Below are 19,075 nucleotides of genomic sequence, written 5' to 3'. Positions count from 1 at the left end.
GGGATCGTTGTCGCCAACGAGCCCGCCATCACCGCTCTACCCTCGGCAAAGGCGCCCTGATCGACCACGCACATGACCACCTCCCAATTTCCACCACCTTGACGGACATGATCTCGGACAGGATCGCCCCGCCCTGCGGAACCGGCCGGTCCTCGGTCGCGCGCAGGGGGGTGTTGGTCTTGAAGCGCGTGACGATCCGGCACCCGGCCTCATGCAGCGCCGCCCACCAGGCGTAGTCGTAGTAGCCGAGATCGAAGACGTAGGTGGCGCCGGCTTCCACCGGCATGGCGTGCGCGGCGGTGATGTCGTTGACCCGGCTGGCCGACACCTGGGCGTAGATCGGGCTGTCCGCCCCCGGATCATGGATGACGTGCACCTTGGCCCCGCACACCCCAGCGGAAAACCGCGCCCAGCCGGCGCTGGCTTCGCTCAGCCGCACGCTGGTGGAATCGATCAGGTAGACGCACTCGCCGAGGTCCCGGCGCAGCCGGCGGTGGGCGCGCGCCATCAACTCGGCCAGCAGTTTGGTGAACGGCGCGCTCGGCCGGCAGCGATTGGCCTCGGCCAGGGTTGAGCGCTTGGGCACGCCGGCCCCGAGGTGATAGAGGCTGCCGGCGTGGCTCGCCAACGCACAGGTGATCTCGCGCAAGCTGGAGGCGCCGGCCAACTGGCCATAAAGCATCGCGGTCAGGTGCGCCTTACCCGAAAAACCGCGAGCCCGCGCGTCCACTCCGTGCTCCGCGCACAGGCACTCCCACCTCGACCACGGAACCAGCTTCAGAACATCGTGAAAGACGGTATTGTGATGCGGCACGGCGCTGATCCTTCATCATGTCCGAGTCCGTCGCCAAACGCTCGAACCTGAGTAGAATCAACGCTGTGTGCCTCGTCTAGCAAAAACCCTGCCGGACACTCGTGTGCTTGACATGGGCATGACGGAAAGTGGGCGTGTCAGGACTCCTGCTCGGCAGTATCCGGCTCCCCCATCCGTTCCCACGCGCCCGGTCGCCGCACCCCGTTGTTGACGGTGGATGATTGGCCTGTTGTTTGTTGAAGTGGCACGTCGGACGGACAGGAGCCATTTCCGTGAGCACAGGACTGATCGCATTGCTCGATGACGTGGTCGGCTTGGCGAAGATCGCTGCCGCGTCGCTGGACGATGCCGCCGGGCAGGCCGCAAGGGCGGGGACCAAGGCCGCAGGCGTCGTGGTGGACGACGCGGCGGTCACGCCCCGCTATGTGGTGGGCTTCACCGCCGACCGGGAACTGCCAATCATCGGCAGGATCGCGGTGGGGTCGCTGAAGAACAAGCTGATCCTGCTTCTGCCCGCCGCCCTGGTGCTCAGCCTCGTGGCGCCCTGGGCGATCACGCCGCTGCTGATGCTGGGCGGCGCCTTCCTCTGCTACGAGGGCGCGGAGAAGGTCTACGAGGCCATCCGGCCGCACGGCGCCCACCACGGCGACGAGGCGGCGGACACGGCGCAATCCGCCCGCCAGTTCGAGGACCAGAAGGTGCGCAGCGCCATCAACACCGACCTGATCCTGTCGGCGGAGATCATGGCGATCACCCTGTCCACCGTGGCCGCCGAGACCTCCTCCTTCTGGACGCAGGCCATCGTGCTGGCCGTCGTCGGCACGGGTATCACCGTCGCGGTCTACGGCGTGGTGGCCCTGATCGTGAAGGCGGACGACGTCGGGGTCGCGCTCGCGCAGAACGACCGGCCCGCCTCCAGCCTCCTGGGCCTGCGTCGGCCCGCCGCCCCGCCGGGCGGCGCCGACCGGGCGTTGCGCCCGCTGACGCAAGGGCTCGGGCGGGGGCTGGTGCATGGCATGCCGGTGTTCCTGAAGCTGCTCGCCGCCATCGGCACGGCCGCGATGCTGTGGGTCGGCGGCGGGATCATCATCCACGGGCTGGAGGGCTTTGGCGTGCCGGAGATCGGCCACACGATTCACGACACGTCCGAGGCCGCCGGGCGCGCCGTCCCCGCGGGCGGGGCGGCGGTCGCCTGGCTGGTCGGCGCGGCGGCGGCCGGGCTGTTTGGCCTCGCCGTCGGGGCGGTGCTGATCCCGCTCGTCCACCAAGTCGCCGTGCCGCTGATGGCGAAGTTGCGGGGGTGAGGCAACCCACGGAAGGACCATGCGCTCCGGCCGATTCCTGACGAGGCTCCTGCGGCTGATCCTGGGCCGGGCGGCGTCCGCCGCCGGGAGTCGCCGTCATGGCTATGGACACGGGCATGGGTATGGCCGGGGACGCTCCCACGAGGACGTGAACGCGCGCGCCGCCCTGGCGCTGGCCCGCTGCCGCCGGGCGCTGGCCGAGGCGCGGGCGGAGCGCCAGCAACGCGTCGCCGACCTGCTGCGCTACGGCAAGGCGCGCGACGTCCTGATGGAGCGCGTGGCCGCGGCCCCGGCGGGACCCGAGAGGGACGGGCTGCAACGGTCGCTCGCGACGCTGGAGGACCGGCTCACCGAATGGTTCGACCAGCTCGACGCGCTGGACGCCCGGATCGCCCGCCTCGAATCCGACCTCGCCTTCCTGAAGACGATGGCTGGTGAAGGACCGGAGGAGCCCGGCCCCCGCCAAGAGCGCGCCCGCGAGAGGCCCGCCGGCCCGCCTCCGCCCGACGCGGAGCAGGCCCGCCACCTCGCCGCGCTGGGCCTGACCGCCCTGCCGGCCAGTCTGGTCGAGTTGAAGGCCGCCTACCGGGCGCGGCTGAAGGCGGTCCACCCGGACCTCGGCGCCCAGGGTTCCACCGAGGCGACGGCCGCCGCCACCGTCGCCTTTGCCGAGCTGCGAAAAAATTTCGTCGGCCGGTGAAGTCTGTGCTTGCGCTCCGGCGCTGGGACCCGTATAAGCCGGCCTCCGTTCCGGATTAGCTCAGTCGGTAGAGCAGCGGACTGTTAATCCGCGTGTCGCTGGTTCGAGTCCAGCATCCGGAGCCAAATGCGGGTGTAGCTCAGTTGGTTAGAGCGCCGGCCTGTCACGCCGGAGGCCGCGGGTTCAAGTCCCGTCACTCGCGCCACATTGCGGGCGTAGCTCAGGGGTAGAGCACAACCTTGCCAAGGTTGGGGTCGAGGGTTCGAATCCCTTCGCCCGCTCCATTTTCTGGAGCGATGTGGTTTGGGGCCGATACGGCCCTCCCCGGCGCCAAAGCGCCGCGTTGACAGCATAACCGTGCCGGATCATGGTCCGGCCCAACCGGCCTCCGCCGCGCGAATTGACGACGGCGCGAGAGGTCGGCGCGTCCTTCCTGTTTTCTGACCGTTCCGCCCAGGGCGGGACCGCGATCATGGTGCGGCCATGGCAGCCTGGTTTCCGAAATCGTTGCTGCGGGGGCTGTTCCGGCTGGCGTACCGGGTCGAGGTGCGCGGCCTTGAGCACGCGCGCGGCCTTGGCGCCTGCGTCGTGGTCGCCAATCGGCAGTCCACGCTGGACGCGCGGCTGATCGACGCCTTTCTCCCCGGCCCGACGGACACCGAGACGGCCGAGCCGCGCACCCCCGGCCCCCACACCCTCAACGCAGTACGGCGGCTGGTGAAGGCGTTGCGCGGCGGGCGGCGCTGCATCCTGTTCCCGCCCTCGGGTCCGCAGTGGGACTCCGACGTGGTGACCGGTTACGGCCCGCTGGCGCTGGTCGCCGACCGGGCGGGCGTGCCGGTGCTGCCCGTGCGCATCGACGGCACGGCCTTCACCCCCTACACCGTCTCGCCCTGGCCGGGGCGGCGCTGGTTCCCCAAGGTCGTGCTGACCATCGACCCGCCGCAACGGCTGGATGTGGATCCGGCCCTGCGCGGGCGGGCGCGCCGGGCGGCGCTGACGAACGCGCTGTACGACCTGACCACGCGGACGGCGCTGGACGCCTACGACCTCGACCGCAGCGTCTTCGACGCGCTGCTCGACGCCCGCGCGCGCTTCGGCCACGACACGCCCATCCTGGAGGACGCCGAGCGCCAGCCCCTGACCTATGGCCGGCTGGTGCTGGGCAGCGTGGCGCTCGGCCGCGCGCTGTCCCGGTTCACGGAGCGCGGGGAGGCGGTGGGCGTGCTGCTGCCCAACGCCAACGCCGTTGCGGTCACCATCTTCGCCCTTCAGGCCTACGGCCGCGTGCCGGCCATGCTGAACTACAGCATGGGGCCGGAGGCGCTGGTGTCCGCCTGCCGGACCGGCCGGATCCGCACGGTCCTGACCTCCCGCCGCTTCATCGCGCTGGGACGGCTGGAGCGCATCGAGGAGGCGCTGTCCGCCACCACGACGCTGATCTACCTGGAGGACGTGCGCAAGGGGCTGAAGCCGCTCGACAAGGCCTGGGGGCTGGCGGTGTCGCGCCTTCCCGCCCTGATGCGCGGGCGGACCGCGCCGGGCGGGTCACCGGGCGCGGTGCTGTTCACCTCCGGGTCGGAGGGCACGCCGAAGGGCGTCGTGCTCAGCCACGCGAACATCCTCGCCAACGCGGCGCAGATCGCGGCGTCGGTGGAGTTGTTCCCGACCGACCGGGTGGTCAACCCGCTGCCCGTCTTCCACAGCTTCGGCCTGACCGCCGGACTGCTGTTCCCGCTGCTGATCGGCGTGCCGACCTGCTTCTACCCCAGCCCGCTCCACTACCGCGCGGTGGCGGAGCTGGTGGAGGCGCTGAAGGCGACCATCCTGTTCGCCACCGACACCTTCCTGGCCGGCTACGGCCGCGCGGCGTCGGACGGCGCGCTGTCGTCGCTGCGCTACGCCGTGGCGGGGGCCGAGCCGGCGCGCGAGACCACGCGGCGCCTCTACCGCGACCGATTCGGCGTGACCCTGCTGGAGGGCTACGGCGCCACGGAGGCGGCGCCGGTGCTGGCGGTCAACACGCCGACGCACAGCCGCAACGGCACGGTGGGCCGCTTCCTGCCGGGCATCGAACACCGGCTGGAGCCGGTGAAGGGCATCGACGAGGGCGGGCAGCTGGTGGTGCGCGGGCCGAACGTCATGCTCGGCTACTACCTGTCCGAGCAGCCGGGCGTGCTGCGCCGTCCACCCGACGGCTGGCACGAGACCGGCGACATCGTCGCGCTGGACGCCGAGGGCTATGTGCGGATCGTCGGGCGGGTGAAGCGCTTCGTGAAGATCGGCGGCGAGATGGTCTCCCTGGCCGGGGTGGAGGCCCACGCCGCCCGCCTCTGGCCGGAGGACACGCACGCCGCCGTCTGCGTGCCCGACGCCCGCAAGGGCGAGCGCATCGTTCTGCTGACCAGCCGCGCCGGCGCCCAGCGCGAGGAGTTCATGGCCTTCGCCCGCGCCCATGGCATCCCGGAACTGACCGTGCCGAAGTCCGTGCTGTGGGTGGAAACGATCCCGACGCTCGGCTCAGGCAAGGCCGACTACCCGGCGGTGAAGCGCATGGCCGAAAGCGCGCTGGCCGACACGGGCGTGAAGAAGGCCGCGACGTAGGGTTATTCCTCGCCGGGGGTTATTCAGCCGGTCCGCCGCCGCGCGAACAGGAACTCTCCCTCCGGGTCGTGGGCGGCGAACCGATTCTGGGCCGTCGCGCGGTTCGCCACGGCGTAGCAGTAGACGCAGCCGTGCGGGCAGGTGTCGTAGTCGCCGATGTCCCGGCTTTCGGCGCAGAAGCAGCCGGGCCGGTTGCCCTTTTCCCGCGCGGCGATGGGCCGACCGGCAACGTCGGACAGGCGCGCCGCGTCCACGCAGCGGGTCGGCGAGACGCCGGGAACGCCCTCCAGTTCCGGCTGGGTGCAGAGGGTCAGCGCCATGCCGTGGTCGGCGGCGATTCCCGCCAGATCGGCCAGCAGAGCGCGCTTTTCCTCCGGATCCGGGTCGCGCCAGGGCAGGCCGGCGGCGTCCATGTTGCGTGCGGTCTTGCGGTAGGGCTGAAGGAAGGACACCACCGCCTCGTCCGTCACCCCGCGCAGGCGCCCGGCGATCCGCGCGAAGGTCTCGCGGTGCCAGGAGGGCGGCGTCGAGTCGGTCGTCACGATGGGGTCGTAGCGCCAAACCGCCGCGCGCGGCCCCCAGCGGTCGCGGACCTGGGCCATATGCTCCACCGCGCGCTCCCAGTCGGGGACGGAGCGCTCCAGCGCGGTCGGCAGGCCGGTGACGCTGTACTGGACCACGAAGGGAAAGCCGCGCTCCGACACCGAGTCCAGCGCGCCGAGGAAGGGCCCTAGGTTTTTCGTCCAGAAGACGAAGCCGTCCACAGCCCCGCGCGTCAGATCCACGCGGTACGTTTGCCCGCCGTAGGGATTCACCATGCGGCAGAATCCGGCCTCCAGACGGTTGAGGAACCAGCGGCCGTAGAAGGCTGGTATGTCGGTCTTGTAACTGACGGAAATGATCATCGCCGAACCATGAGCGGGTTTCTGTATAAGGGGCCGGCTGAATGAAACAGGAGGGCGCCGTGACGGGCGAACGGAACGACACGCCGGATCAAACCCCCAATCAAACCATAGAATGGAACGAGGTGGTGCGATTCCGCCTGCCCGCCGGCTGGCGCGCGGACGTGGAGGAGCACGAGGGCCACGCCGTGGCCGCCTTCCACCCGCCGGCACCGGTCGGGGGCACGCTACGCCTGGTCACCGACCGCGTGGCGCCCAAGGAAGGACCGGACGGAGTCGGAGCGGTGCTGCGCGAACTGGCGCTGCGCTTCGTCCGGCCCGACGATTCACGGGCGAGCGACCGCACGGTCGAGCCCTGGGGCGGCCCTGACGGCGACCCCGATGGCGACGCGGGCGTGCTCGCCCAGGCCGTGATGGTGACGGAAGAGGATGGCCGGACCGACGCCCACTATCTGTGGCTCATCGGCGCCGAGCGCGCCGGACAGGCCGCCGTCGCCATGTTCAGCTACGGCCTGCCCTTCGTCATGGATGGGGACGAATCATGTTCCGCCACCCTGGCCACGCTCGACGCGGCCATCCGGTCGGCGGAGATCCTGTAGGGTCCCCGTATCAAAGCCCCACGCCCCCCACACGACAAAGCCGCCCGGTGCGGGGCGGCTTTGCGGGGAGTCGTCAGCAGTGGCCGGCGCCGCCGGCCATCAGGGCCTTCAGCTGCACCGCCTTCGGATCGAAGGCCAGCGCCGCTTCTTCCGCCGCCATGGCCGCCAGGCTGATGAAGCGCGCCAGATCGTCCAGATCGCACTTCGTCGCGTCGTCCATCAGGCTGTCGAGGCAGGACTTGATGGCCAGAGCCACGTCGCGCCGTTCGTCCATCATGATGCTTCCCCCTTGGAATCCCGCTGTGAAGTCCCCGCGGCGGCCGGCCCCTGCGCACACGCCTATGAACAAGCCTGCGAACAAGAGCGGCGGCCTACTCCGATCGGATATACCACATCATTCTGGGGTCTTCACTATTAGATTCCTGCGACACAAAATAATCCAGGCAACCGCGAATTGATTTCCCTGGTAAAAGCACACTGTTACTTGTTAATGAAAAGTTAACAGGCTCCTTGTGGCAGGGCATGGACTGTTAAAGACTTGTAACAGAACGCCACTCGTCGCTGGGGAAGGGTGAATACCCGAGTATATACGCCGGAGATCTTTGAACACGAATGTATTCTCTTGCCGCGCGAGGAGCCGCCCGCGACGATATGCCCCAGCGTGCCGGACACCTTTTCCCCTTTTGACGGTTGAGAGGGCCACCGGGGCGTTGCAGCCCGAAACGCACCTGCCTATATCTCCGGCGACAGACGTGATCTCACCCAACCCGTTTCCACTGACCCGATGGGGATCGCGGCGGTGCCGGAACATACGGGCCGCCACGTATCTGCCGAACAACAGAGGCTGAACATGAGCAAAGTCATTGGCATCGACCTCGGCACCACGAACTCCTGCGTGGCCGTCATGGAAGGCTCCAGCGCCAAGGTGATCGAAAACGCCGAGGGCACGCGGACCACGCCGTCCATGGTCGCCTTCGCGCAGAACGCGGAGCGTCTGGTCGGCCAGCCGGCCAAGCGTCAGGCGGTGACGAACCCCGAGAACACCCTCTTCGCGATCAAGCGTCTGATCGGCCGTCGCTACGACGATCCGCTGACCAAGAAGGACCAGGGCCTCGTCCCCTACAAGATCATTCCCGGCGACAATGGCGACGCGTGGGTCGAGGCCGTCGGCAAGAAGTACAGCCCCTCGCAGATCAGCGCCTTCATCCTGCAGAAGATGAAGGAAACGGCTGAGAACTACCTGGGCGAGAAGGTCACCCAGGCGGTCATCACCGTCCCGGCCTACTTCAACGACAGCCAGCGCCAGGCCACCAAGGACGCCGGCAAGATCGCCGGCCTGGAAGTGCTGCGCATCATCAACGAGCCGACGGCCGCCGCTCTGGCCTACGGCATGGAGAAGAAGGGTGCGGGCACCATCGCGGTCTACGACCTCGGCGGCGGCACCTTCGACATCTCCGTGCTGGAGATCGGCGACGGCGTGTTCGAGGTGAAGTCGACCAACGGCGACACCTTCCTGGGCGGTGAGGACTTCGACGCCCGCATCATCGATTACCTCGCCGACGAGTTCCAGAAGGAGCAGGGCATCGACCTGCGCAAGGACCGTCTGGCCCTGCAGCGCCTGAAGGAAGCGGCGGAAAAGGCGAAGATCGAGCTGTCCTCGGCCATGCAGACCGAGGTCAACCTGCCCTTCATCACCGCCGACCAGTCCGGCCCGAAGCACCTGAACGTCAAGCTGACCCGCGCCAAGCTGGAAGCCCTGGTGGACGAGCTGGTGCAGCGCACGATCGAGCCCTGCAAGGCCGCACTGCGCGACGCCGGCCTGAAGGCCAACGAGATCGACGAGGTGATCCTGGTCGGCGGCATGACCCGCATGCCCAAGGTCATCGAGGCGGTGAAGCAGTTCTTCGGCCGTGAGCCGCACCGCGGCGTGAACCCGGACGAGGTGGTCGCCATCGGCGCCGCCATCCAGGGCGGCGTGCTGAAGGGCGAGGTGAAGGACGTCCTGCTGCTCGACGTGACCCCGCTGAGCCTGGGCATCGAGACGCTGGGCGGCGTGTTCACCCGCCTGATCGACCGCAACACCACCATCCCGACGAAGAAGTCCCAGGTCTTCTCGACCGCCGAGGACAACCAGAACGCGGTGACCATCCGCGTCTTCCAGGGCGAGCGCGAGATGGCGGCGGACAACAAGCTGCTCGGCCAGTTCGACCTCGTCGGCATCCCGCCGGCCCCGCGCGGCGTGCCGCAAGTGGAGGTGACCTTCGACATCGACGCCAACGGCATCGTCAGCGTCACGGCGAAGGACAAGGCCACCGGCAAGGAGCAGCAGATCCGCATCCAGGCCTCGGGCGGCCTGTCGGACGCCGACATCAACAAGATGGTGAAGGACGCCGAGGCCCACGCCGCCGACGACAAGAAGCGGCGCGAACTGGTTGACGCCCGCAACCACGCGGACGCGCTGATCCACACGACCGAGCGGACCATCAAGGAGAACGGCGACAAGATCCCGGCCGCGGACAAGACCGCCGCCGAGGCCGCCGTCGCCGAGCTGAAGTCCGTGCTGGACGGCGACGACCTGGAGGCCGTGAAGTCGAAGACCGAGGCCCTGGCCCAGGTCTCGATGAAGCTGGGCGAGGCCATGTACAAGGCCGGCCAGGGCGAGGCCCCCGGTGCAGGTGCCGCCGGTGCCGCCGGTGCGGCGGGCGGTGCCCATCAGGCCGAGCCGGGCGTGGTCGATGCCGACTTCGAGGAAGTGGACGACGACAAGAAGAAGTCGGCGTAACCTTTCATTGGAGGCAATTGATGGATCGCCATCAATTGCCTCCGGTGTCACAGCCGGGGAAGCCCGGTTCCATGCACTATCGTCCGGCCCGTCACCTTTCCACCGGTGGCGGGCCGGAGATATGCTGGTTTATTGCCGGTAAGCTTGTTGTTGTTGGATGTGAAGGCGGTCTGGGCCCATGGCGAAACAGGACTATTACGAGCTGCTCGGCGTGGCGAAGGGCGCCAGCGCGGACGAGATCAAGAAAGCGTACCGTAAGGCGGCGATGCAGTATCACCCGGACCGCAACCAGGGTGACAAGGACGCCGAGCACAAGTTCAAGGAAATCAGCGAAGCCTACGAGGTCCTGAAGGACGAGCAGAAGCGCGCGGCTTACGACCGCTTCGGCCACGCCGCCTTCGAGAACGGGCGCGGCGGCGGTGGTTTCGGCGGCGGGGGCGGCGGCTTCGGCGGTTTCGACTTCGGCGGGGGCGGCGGCTTCGCCGACATCTTCGACGAGATGTTCGGGGAGTTCATGGGCGGCCGGCGCGGCGGCGGTGCGGCCTCCGGCCGCGGCCAGGATCTGCGCTACAATCTGGAGATCGGCCTGGAGGAAGCCTTCAAGGGCACCCAGGCCACGGTGCGCGTGCCGACCACGGTCGCCTGCGACGGCTGCAACGGCAGCGGTGCGGCGGCGGGGACCCAGCCGATCACCTGCCCCACCTGCCAGGGCCACGGCAAGGTGCGCGCGCAGCAGGGCTTCTTCACCATCGAACGCACCTGCCCCGGCTGCCACGGCCAGGGCCGCGTCATCAAGGACGCCTGCAAGACCTGCGGCGGCCAGGGCCGCCTGCGCAAGGAAAAGACCCTTCAGGTCAACATCCCCGCGGGTGTCGAGGACGGCACGCGCATCCGACTGGCCGGCGAGGGCGAGGCGGGGCTTCGCGGTGCGCCTCCGGGCGACCTGTACATCTTCCTGGCGATCGCCCCGCACCCGATCTTCCAGCGCGACGGCGCCAACATCCACTGCCGCGTGCCGATTCCCATGACCACGGCCGCGCTCGGCGGTCAGGTCGAGGTGCCGACCATCGAGGGCAGCCGCACCAAGGTGACCGTCCCGCCTGGCACCCAGTCCGGCCACCAGTTCCGCATCAAGGCCAAGGGCATGTCGGTGCTGCGCAGCCAGCAGCGCGGCGACATGTACATCCAGGCCGTCGTCGAGACTCCGGTCAACCTGACCAAGAAGCAGCAGGAACTGCTGCGCGAGTTCGACAAGGCCGGCAACGAAGGCTCCCACCCGCAGTCCGAAGGCTTCTTCGCCAAGGTCAAGGAACTGTGGGAGGATCTGAAGGACTGAGGCGGGGAGGCTGCCCCCTCCCTCCCACGCTGACGCGTGGGTCCCTCCCTCCCCCGCCTGCGGCGGTGGAGGGCAAGGCGGCGGCAGCCCCCTCCACCGCCATCGGCGGGGGAGGGTTAGGGAGGGGGCACCGCTTTTTCGTCCCTACGCCTCGCTCAGCGTTGCCGCCCGCGACATGCGGGCGATCTTCACCGTCACCTCGCGCGCGATGTTGCGCACCAGGATGAAGGAGATGGACGGGTCCAGCCCGTCGAGCATCGCCACATCCTCCGCCGTCAGCTCGTGGCACACCACGTCGCTGTCCGCCACCACGTCGGCGGAGCGCGGCTCCCCGGTCAGCATCGCCATCTCGCCGAACAGGGCGCCGGCGCAGATGCTGCCAAGGCGGACGGTGTTGCGGCCGTCGGCCGATTTCTTCTCCACCCGCACCCGGCCCTTCACCAGGAAGAACTGGCTGTTGTCGGTGCTGCCCTCGCGGAGGATGCGCTCGCCGGGCTTGAAAGCCAGACGGCGCGTGGTCAGCGACAGCAGGTCGAACTGCGCCTGGGTCAGCCCTTCCAGGCTGGGGTGGTCGCACAGCTCCAACTCCGTCTCGCCGTCCTCCGCCACGCCGGACAGGCGGGCCAGCAGCCGGTCTTCCGCCGCCGCCAGCGCGGTGTCCAGGTCGCTGTAGACGCGCCCTTCCCGCTCCGGCGCGTCGAAGCCCATGTCGCGCAGCAGCACGCGCAGCCCCCTGCCCTTCCCCAGCCCGGCCAGCAGCAGCGTCCTGCCCTCCCGCTTCAGCCGCTCGTCCAGACGGCGCAGCACCAGCACGCCCGTGCTCTCCGCGTCATTCACGCGGGACAGGTCGAGGATCAGCGTGTCGCCGCCGGCCGTCAGCGTCTCCGCCGCCCGCGCCAGATTGTCGGCCGAGCCGAAGAAGACCGGCCCGTGCAGTTCCATGACCGCGATGGCGCGGCCGTGCCGTTCCAGCAGTTCCATGTCGGCGCCCGACCGCCCGGTCAGCGAGTGGATGCGGTCACCGTGGTAGGAGCGCCGCACCACCGACACCGCCGCCCGCCGCAGGTAGAGGATGACGCTCAGCGCCATGCCCACCCCCAGCGCGACCAGCACGTCGGTGGTCGCCACCAGCACTGCGACCACCACGACGATGGCGAGGTTCTGGAGCAGTTCGCCGCGCGCGCTGCGGGCTTGGCCGCGCAGCAGCAGCGTGACCATCTGCATGGTCCAGTCGTCCGGCCGCAGCACCGCGACCACCACAACGCCGGCCATCACCGACACCGGCACCATCTCCAGCACCGGCCCAAGCCCCAGCGCCGCCCCCAGCAGCACGAGACCCAGGAACAGGTTCGCGCGGTCCGACCGGGCGCCGTTGTGGATGGCGACGCGGGTGTAGAGCGGCGAGCCGCCGGTGACCGTCCCGCCGATCGCAGCGCCCAGCAGATTCGCCCCGCCCTGCGCCAGCAATTCGCGGCTGCTGTCGTGGCGCACGCGCAGCAGGGCGTCGGCCGCCGCCGCGCTCAGCAATGACTGGATGGACGACACAATGCCCAGAGTCAGCCCGGTCACGAGGATCGAGGGCCACAGCGCCGCGAACACCGGATGCCCGACAAGCTCCGTCAGGCCGGGCAGCGAAACGGCGAAGGGCAGCCCGGCCGGCGGCGCCTTGACGGTCGGCCCCAGGAAGCCTCCCAGGGTCCCATGACCGATCTGCGTGGCGAGAATCTGGTAGGCCGCCGTCCCCACGATCAGGCCGAGCAGCGGCCCGGGCACCGCCTTGGACCCCCTCTCCCCCACGTACCAGACGCCGGCCACGGCCAGAAGGCCGAAGGCGAGCGCCCACGGGTTGATGGCGGCCTGTCCGGTGGCGACGGCCCACGGCCCCGCCCCGTCGGGCAGCCCTAGCAGGTTGGGAAGCTGCTGGAGCAGGATCACCAGCGCAAAGCCGTTGACAAAGCCGGACACGACCGGCTGCGGAATGAACTTCAGCACGTCCCCGAGCCGCAGCACGCCTAGCACCAGCTGCAACAGCGCCGCCACGGCCAGCGCGAGCACGGGAATGACCACCAGGACGTCGCCCGGCACGCCGTAGCCGCCGGCCGAAGCCGCCTGCGTCGCCTGGACCAGCAGCCCGCCCAGCAGCGCCGCCTGCGTGGCGCGCGGCGCGTTCACATGCAGGCTGCCGCCCGGCAGCAGCCCCCGGTACAGCGCCGCCGCGATGGTCGCGCCGAAGGCCGCCTGGATGCCCAACGACTGAAAGTCCGAGCCCAGCGGCTGGAACACGATGACCCCGCAGCCCAACACCGCCGGCATGACGAACAGCGCGCTGACCAGCCCCCCCAGCGCTTCCCCCCGCCACCGCTCCAGCGCCCCGCGCGCCGCTCCGCCCGTACGCCGATCCATTTTGCCGACAGTCACCTGATCCATCCCAATCCGAAATGTAGCCACGGCAAGCCCGGCGCAGCTTATCCGCGATCACAATATTTTTCCAGAAACAGACTAGTATCAGATCGCTATTGAAAATCATGAATAGCACATTCATTTGCATGTCGCCAATAATTGCGCCGCCATTATAACTTTAATTGTTGCTCCACGAAGGAACACTTTTGTATGTCTATGCCAGGACGACATCCTGGATGGACCCTGACGCATCCCGTGCGCTGGCATGGACAGGGCCGCGCGCAGCTTGTGTTTCCTATCGGCACGCCCGTGCTCTAGGATGCCGCTCCCGAGCGACGAGGACGATGATGAACGATGAATTGAAGTGCCCGCAGTGCAACTCCGAGCATGTTTACCAGGACGGCAGCCTGTGGATTTGCCCGGAATGCGCGCATGAATGGAACCCCCAGGCCGCCGTCGCGGAGGATTCGCCGGAGCAGGGCGTGCGGGACGCCAACGGAAACCCGCTCAGCGACGGCGATTCCGTGACCGTGATCAAGGACCTGAAGGTCAAGGGCTCGTCCCTGGTCGTGAAGGGCGGGACCAAGGTGAAGAACATCCGCCTCGTCGACGGTGCCGACGGGCACAACATCGCCTGCAAAATCGATGGAATCGGCGCGATGAACCTGAAGTCGGAGTTCGTGAAGAAGGCCTGACGACCAAGGTCGCAAGCCCTTCCACGCCCATGGCTGACGCGGAGGCCGGTCCGCGTCAGAAGCCCGTCTCGCGGATGAGGACGGACAGCGCCGTGCGCCAGAAGCGGTCGAACAGGCTGCGCGCCTCGGCTTCGACGCGGGCGACGCCGCGCGTCTGGTGGGCGGGGCCGCTCTGGGCCGGGTCGGCGGGGGCCAGGGTGACACGGTAGACCGCCTCGACCGGCGCGAGGCTGACCGCGCGGCCGTTGGCCGACGGCGCCCCCGGCTGCCCTTCCACCGCCACCGGCCCGCCGTAGAGCGAGGCCAAGGCCGGCACGTCCAGCATGGCCGCACCCACCCGGTCCACCGCGGTCACCCGCGCCTCGACGCGCGGGCGCAGCGGGTCGTCGGGGTGGAAGCGCGCGACCGCACCCGGCATCACGCGCGCCAGATCGCCTTCGGCCACATAGCCGACCATTTCCCCGCGCCCGTCGGCCACGATCTGGGCGAGCGGCAGCTTCGGGCTGATCCAGCGGCCGGGACGCAGGGCGTCGGCCACATCCACCACCGTACCGGCCAGCGGCGCCCGCACCTCCAGCCGCGCCTTGCTGTCGAGCAGGCCCTGCCGATCGGCCAGCGCCGCCGACAACTCCTCCTCCATCACGCGCACGCGGTCGAGGCCTTCGCGGGCGGCGGACAGGCGGTCAATCTGCTCCTGCGACAGGGTGATGCGCAGCTCCGACTGGACCAGCTTGCTTTCCAGCTCCGGCGCTTCCAGCCGGTACAGCAAATCGCCGACGGCCACCCGCTGGCCGGGCTGGACCAGCACCTCCGCCATGCGGGCGGGCACCGGCGCGAAGAGCGTGGCGAAGCTCTCGGCCCGCCAGACCGCCGGCACCGTCACCGTGCCGGTCACCGGCACCGTCGCCAGCCAGAGCAGCGCGCCGAGCCCGGTCAGTGTCGCCAGTGTGTTCAGGTTCGGGCGGAACCCGTGCCGCCGGGTCCACCAGGCGCGGAATTCGTTGAAGAAGGGGCGCATCACGAACCAGCCGATTTCCACCGCGAACAGCACGATCCCCAGCACCTTCACGAACATGTGGTAGACGAGCAGCGCGATGCCGACGAACAGCACCAGCCGGTAGATCCAGGTGCCGAAGGCGTAGATCAGCAGCGCGCGGTGCATCCAGGGCGAAAAGCGCTCCGGCACCTCCTCGCCCAGGCCGAACAGCCACTCCCGCAGCCGCCAGCGGGCCAGCGCGAAGGCCCGGTCCTGCAGGTTCGGCACGTCCAGCGAGTCGGCCAGCAGGTAATAGCCGTCGAAGCGCATGAAGGGGCTGAGGTTGATGGTCAGCGTCGTCACCCAGCTGACCGTCGCCGTCAGGAAGGCGGCGCTGCGCAGCGGCCCGTCCGGCAGGAAGCTCCAGGCCAGCGTGGCGAAGGCGGCCAGCCCCAGCTCCGCCAGCATGCCGGCGGCGGCGATGTTCAGCCGGGCGCGCCGCGACACCAGCCGCCACGCGTCGCTGGTGTCGGTGTAGAGCACCGGCCACATCACCAGGAAGGCCACCCCCATGGTCGGGATGCGGCAGCCGTAGCGCTTGGCGGTGTAGGCGTGCCCCAGCTCGTGCAGGGTCTTGGTCGCCAGCAGCGTCACGCCGTAGAGCGCCATGCCTTCCAGGCTGAAGAAATGCAGAAAGGTGTGCAGGAAGGCGTCCCACTGCCGCATCGCCAGGGCGAGGCCGAGCAGCCCGGCCCCCACCACCGCCCAGCGCCACGCCCGGCTGTAGAAGGGCGCCACGAACCGCACCGTGGCGTTCAGGAAGTCGTCGGGACGGACCAGCGGAATGCGGAAGAACAGGTAGTTGTGCAGCAGCCACATCCACCAGGACACCCGCCGCGCCGCGACCTGCTTGGCGAGGTATTGGGTGTCGATGGTCTGGATCAGGTTGTTGGCCGCCAGGAACTGGTACAGGCCCAGCACGTCCTCCGCCTCCGGCTCCAGCACCGTTTCGGCGGCGACCGCCGCGGCGATGGCGCGGGGGGCGGACAGGTGCCAGCGGGCGATGGTCTCGAAGGCAGCGTGGCCGATGCGGAAGAAGCGGTTGCGCACCGGGTCGTGGATCGTCCAGCAGGGCGAGCCGTCCGCAGCCGGCGGCGCCGGCAGCAGATGCAGGTCGTCGCGCAACGGCGGCAGGCGGACGCTGTCCAGCGGATCGGCCGGGGCAGCAATCCCCAGGCCGAGACCGCCGACGCCGAAAGCAGCCGCGCCCATGGTCTAGAGCCCCACGGCCTGCCGCAGCGCGGCCAGCGGGCGGCGGAAGAGATAGAGCGCCAGCGGCACCCGCTCGCCCTGGATCTTGGCGGTTCCGCGCAGGCCGATGCGCGGCACTGGCTCGTCGGACGCCAGTTCGGCCCGCACCCGATAGGCCAGGATGCCGGAGGAGGTCATCCCCGGCTCGTAGCTGGCGTGGGTGACCCGCGCGTGCAGCGGGCGCAGCGGATCGACGTTCAGGAACAGGCTGACCTCCGCCCCCTCCTCCAGCACCAGCGCGTCGCCGACGGGGACATGCACGTCGACCTCGGCGGACTGGGGGTCGGCCAGGGTCAGGATGCGCTCGCCCACCGCCACCGGCTTGCCCAGCCAGTCGTTGGCGTCGGTGAAGACGGCAATGCCCGCGCGTTCCGCCTTCACCGTCACGCGGTCGAGCAGGTCGCGCGCGAAGGCCAGCTCGGCCCGGCGCAGCTCCACCTGCGCCTTCAGCTGGGCCAGCCGCGCCTTGCTCTGCGGGTCGGCGAAGGCGCCCTGGGCGGCGGTCAGATGCTCGGCTTCCGCCGCGGTCAGCGCCTTGCGCGCGACCTCGAAACGGCTGCGCAGCACGGTGGATTCGAAGCTGAACAGCGGTTGGCCGGCGGTCACCGGCTCGTTCGGCTGGACGTGGAAGCGCTCGATCACCCCGTCCAGCGGGGCGCTGACCATCAGCGGGTCGCGCGGGGCGATCTCCGCCGGGGCCAGGGTCGATTGCGGCACGGGGATGGACAGCGCCCCGCCGACCAGCAGCAGGGCCAGCAGCACCATCAGCCCCTTGCGCGCGTGCAGGCCGGTGCGCCGGCGCCCGCGCGTCAGCGCCCACCAGGCGTGGCCGTAGCCGCCCGCCAGCTGCGACAGAAGCACCTGCTCGCCCTCGGTCCAGACGTCGTCGCGGGCGATCCACAGGGCCGCCGGCACCGAACCGTCCGGCCCGGACAGCGGCACCCACAGCGCCTGCACCGGCCCCCAATGCCCCCAGTCCCGCGCCAGGGCGGGCGGCAGGGCGGTGGGGGAGACGACGTGCATGGTGCGCCCGTCCGCCCCGGCCGCCACGGTGGAGGCCGCCGCTTCCATCCAGCGGGTGAAGGGCGCGTCGCGCTCGGGCACGGCGACGTTTGAGACGGCCTCCAGCCGGGCCTTGCCGGTCGGGCTCAGCGCCAGGAAGACGGCTTGGCGGTAGGCGATCAGCCGGCGCGTCTGGTTGACCGTGAGGAAACGCAGCGCCTCGGCGTCTTGGGCCTGACGCGCCTCCTGGTGCAGGTTCAGCAGCAGCAGCAGGCTGTTGAGCGGCTGCGCGGTCTCGACCGTTTGGCTTCCCACTGTATGGGCATAAACATCATCGGGCACCGGCGGTCTCCTGCGGCGGGCTGAAGCGGGCGGTGCCGCTCATCCCCGCAACGAGATTCGGGGCCTTGCCGCCCGCGTGCGGCAGCAGCTTGCCCGTCACCTTCAGCGACTGGCTGACCGGATCCACCTTGGCGCCGATCAGGGCGACCTCGCCGCCGAGCTGTTCGCCGGTCTCGTCGATGCGCAGGTCGAAGCGCTGCCCCGGCTTCAGCCAAACCAGCCAGGAGGAGGGGACGATCAGCTCGACCCGCAGATCCTGGTCCGACACGATCTCAAGGAGCGGAGTGCCGGCGGAGACCGACTCATGCTCGCGGATGCGCTGTTCCACCGCGCGCCCGTCGAAGGGCGCTTTGATCTCGCAGCGGCGCACCTCGATGTCCGCCTTGCGCTGCTCGGCGCGGGCGGCCTCGGCCTTCACCTCGGCCATCTCGACCTCGGCCGCGCCGATGGACTTCAGCTGCTCCAGCCGGCGGCTCTGCCGCACGGTCACGTCGGCGGCGCGCACGTTGGCGCGGGCGGCGTCGAGCGCCGCCTGGTAATGGCTGCAATCGAAGGCGACCAGCGTCTGCCCAACCTTGAAGGCCTGACCCGGTTCCACCGTGATGCGGGCGATGCGGCCGGCGATTTCGGCGGACAGGACGGCGTGCTGGCGCGCCTCAATCAGCGCGCGGACGCCGCCGTCGGGCGCCGGTGCCGCCTCGGGAGCGGCAAGGGACGGGAAGGACGCCAGCGCGACGAAGGTCGCGGCGACGAAGCGTACGGGGCGAAGACGGCGTTTCATGGCAGAATCTTTCTGCACCGATTGCTGCGGAAACGCAACGACCGTTGCGCCTTCACGGGATGAGCACCCTCATTTGTTTCAGCGGCCCACCCCTGCACACGTCGGATGAAGCCGCCGGACGGAGCCGGGGGCGGGACGCTCGGCCCCGACCCCGGCTCCGTCCCACGTCGATCAGCGGCCCGGCCGCGCCGCCGAGGCCGGAGCCATGGCGACCAGCGGCACCGTGTAGACCTTGACCGGCTCCGCCGTCCGGTTGGACGGCATGATGGCCGCCACCTGCACCGGAGCCGCCGTCGGCGTAACCGCCGGAGCGGCGGCCGGCAGCGCGGAGACGGTCACCGGGGCGGGCGCCTGGGCCACCGGAGCAGCCGCCGGAGCGGCCTCCTTCGGCTCGGCCGGCTTCTCCGAGACCGGTGCCGGGGTGGGCGCCGGGGCGGCGGGGGTCAGCAGGTCCTGCAGGCGGGCGGTGCTGCCGGCGCGCTGCTCCCAGCCCTGCAGCCCGTCGGCCACGGCCTGGCGCAGCGTCG

14 protein-coding genes, 3 tRNA genes and 1 pseudogene are annotated in these 19,075 nt (G+C 69.8%); 10 read left to right on the top strand and 8 right to left on the bottom strand.

Annotated elements, in window-relative coordinates; translation table 11 throughout:
* Window positions 1–28: 28 nt before the first annotated feature.
* Window positions 29–814 carry an IS4 family transposase gene (locus tag ACSVC7_RS31505; protein ID WP_448208465.1) on the bottom strand — a complete coding sequence of 262 codons (786 nt, stop codon included), beginning with the start codon at window positions 812–814 and terminating at the stop codon, window positions 29–31.
* 272 nt (window positions 815–1,086) lie between these two features.
* Here ACSVC7_RS31505 and ACSVC7_RS31500 point away from each other — a divergent pair, with 272 nt between their 5' ends.
* The 6 genes from ACSVC7_RS31500 (at window position 1,087) to ACSVC7_RS31475 (ending at window position 5,422) form a co-directional block, all read left to right on the top strand.
* Complete coding sequence (locus ACSVC7_RS31500) at window positions 1,087–2,118, top strand: DUF808 domain-containing protein (protein WP_448208464.1); 1,032 nt, start codon at window positions 1,087–1,089, stop codon at window positions 2,116–2,118.
* Window positions 2,119–2,137: 19 nt separating this feature from the next.
* Complete coding sequence (locus tag ACSVC7_RS31495; protein ID WP_448208463.1) at window positions 2,138–2,818, top strand: hypothetical protein; 681 nt, start codon at window positions 2,138–2,140, stop codon at window positions 2,816–2,818.
* A 49-nt stretch (window positions 2,819–2,867) separates the two neighbouring features.
* A tRNA-Asn gene (locus ACSVC7_RS31490) sits at window positions 2,868–2,943 on the top strand.
* Between the two features lie 3 nt (window positions 2,944–2,946).
* Window positions 2,947–3,023: transfer RNA gene (locus ACSVC7_RS31485), tRNA-Asp, on the top strand.
* A gap of 4 nt (window positions 3,024–3,027) precedes the next feature.
* A tRNA-Gly gene (locus tag ACSVC7_RS31480) sits at window positions 3,028–3,102 on the top strand.
* A gap of 199 nt (window positions 3,103–3,301) precedes the next feature.
* Entirely contained in the window at window positions 3,302–5,422 is a 2,121-nt protein-coding gene (locus tag ACSVC7_RS31475) for an AMP-binding protein (protein ID WP_448208462.1), read from the top strand.
* A gap of 23 nt (window positions 5,423–5,445) precedes the next feature.
* Here the strand turns inward: ACSVC7_RS31475 and ACSVC7_RS31470 are convergent, their stop codons facing one another.
* On the bottom strand, window positions 5,446–6,327 hold the full coding sequence (locus tag ACSVC7_RS31470; RefSeq protein WP_448208461.1) for a DUF1848 domain-containing protein: 882 nt from the start codon (window positions 6,325–6,327) through the stop codon (window positions 5,446–5,448).
* Window positions 6,328–6,386: 59 nt separating this feature from the next.
* Here ACSVC7_RS31470 and ACSVC7_RS31465 point away from each other — a divergent pair, with 59 nt between their 5' ends.
* Entirely contained in the window at window positions 6,387–6,923 is a 537-nt protein-coding gene (locus tag ACSVC7_RS31465; protein WP_448208460.1) for a hypothetical protein, read from the top strand.
* 73 nt (window positions 6,924–6,996) lie between these two features.
* Here ACSVC7_RS31465 and ACSVC7_RS31460 read toward each other — a convergent pair whose 3' ends face one another.
* Entirely contained in the window at window positions 6,997–7,200 is a 204-nt protein-coding gene (locus tag ACSVC7_RS31460) for a hypothetical protein (RefSeq protein ID WP_448208459.1), read from the bottom strand.
* Window positions 7,201–7,773: 573 nt separating this feature from the next.
* On the opposite strand from ACSVC7_RS31460, the gene dnaK reads away from it, so the two are divergent.
* Both dnaK and dnaJ read left to right on the top strand, forming a co-directional pair.
* Entirely contained in the window at window positions 7,774–9,705 is a 1,932-nt protein-coding gene (gene dnaK / locus ACSVC7_RS31455) for a molecular chaperone DnaK (RefSeq protein WP_448208458.1), read from the top strand.
* A gap of 178 nt (window positions 9,706–9,883) precedes the next feature.
* On the top strand, window positions 9,884–11,041 hold the full coding sequence (dnaJ, locus tag ACSVC7_RS31450) for a molecular chaperone DnaJ (RefSeq protein WP_483509081.1): 1,158 nt from the start codon (window positions 9,884–9,886) through the stop codon (window positions 11,039–11,041).
* A gap of 144 nt (window positions 11,042–11,185) precedes the next feature.
* On the opposite strand, the gene ACSVC7_RS31445 is transcribed toward dnaJ, so the two are convergent.
* On the bottom strand, window positions 11,186–13,444 hold the full coding sequence (locus ACSVC7_RS31445) for a SulP family inorganic anion transporter (RefSeq protein ID WP_448208457.1): 2,259 nt from the start codon (window positions 13,442–13,444) through the stop codon (window positions 11,186–11,188).
* Between the two features lie 344 nt (window positions 13,445–13,788).
* Between ACSVC7_RS31445 and ACSVC7_RS31440 the strand changes: the two genes are divergently transcribed.
* Window positions 13,789–14,136, top strand: a complete 348-nt coding sequence (locus ACSVC7_RS31440; protein ID WP_448208456.1) for a zinc ribbon domain-containing protein YjdM — start codon at window positions 13,789–13,791, stop codon at window positions 14,134–14,136.
* A 55-nt stretch (window positions 14,137–14,191) separates the two neighbouring features.
* Here ACSVC7_RS31440 and ACSVC7_RS31435 read toward each other — a convergent pair whose 3' ends face one another.
* From ACSVC7_RS31435 to ACSVC7_RS31420, 4 genes and pseudogenes are all read right to left on the bottom strand, one after another.
* Window positions 14,192–16,384 carry an HlyD family efflux transporter periplasmic adaptor subunit gene (locus ACSVC7_RS31435; protein WP_448208455.1) on the bottom strand — a complete coding sequence of 731 codons (2,193 nt, stop codon included), beginning with the start codon at window positions 16,382–16,384 and terminating at the stop codon, window positions 14,192–14,194.
* Between the two features lie 3 nt (window positions 16,385–16,387).
* Window positions 16,388–17,767: an efflux RND transporter periplasmic adaptor subunit gene (locus ACSVC7_RS31430; RefSeq protein ID WP_448208454.1), complete on the bottom strand. Its 1,380-nt coding sequence runs from the start codon at window positions 17,765–17,767 to the stop codon at window positions 16,388–16,390.
* On the bottom strand, window positions 17,757–18,548 hold the full coding sequence (locus ACSVC7_RS31425; RefSeq protein ID WP_448208453.1) for an efflux RND transporter periplasmic adaptor subunit: 792 nt from the start codon (window positions 18,546–18,548) through the stop codon (window positions 17,757–17,759). Before ACSVC7_RS31425 ends, ACSVC7_RS31430 begins: the two co-directional genes overlap by 11 nt.
* A 171-nt stretch (window positions 18,549–18,719) precedes the next feature.
* Window positions 18,720–19,075: pseudogene (locus ACSVC7_RS31420) on the bottom strand (TolC family protein); the annotation flags it as partial.

It is taken from the genome of Azospirillum mesophilum (genome assembly GCF_053470405.2).
Note: the sequence above shows the minus strand (reverse complement) of the source record. Positions and strands in the feature narration are given on the sequence as shown.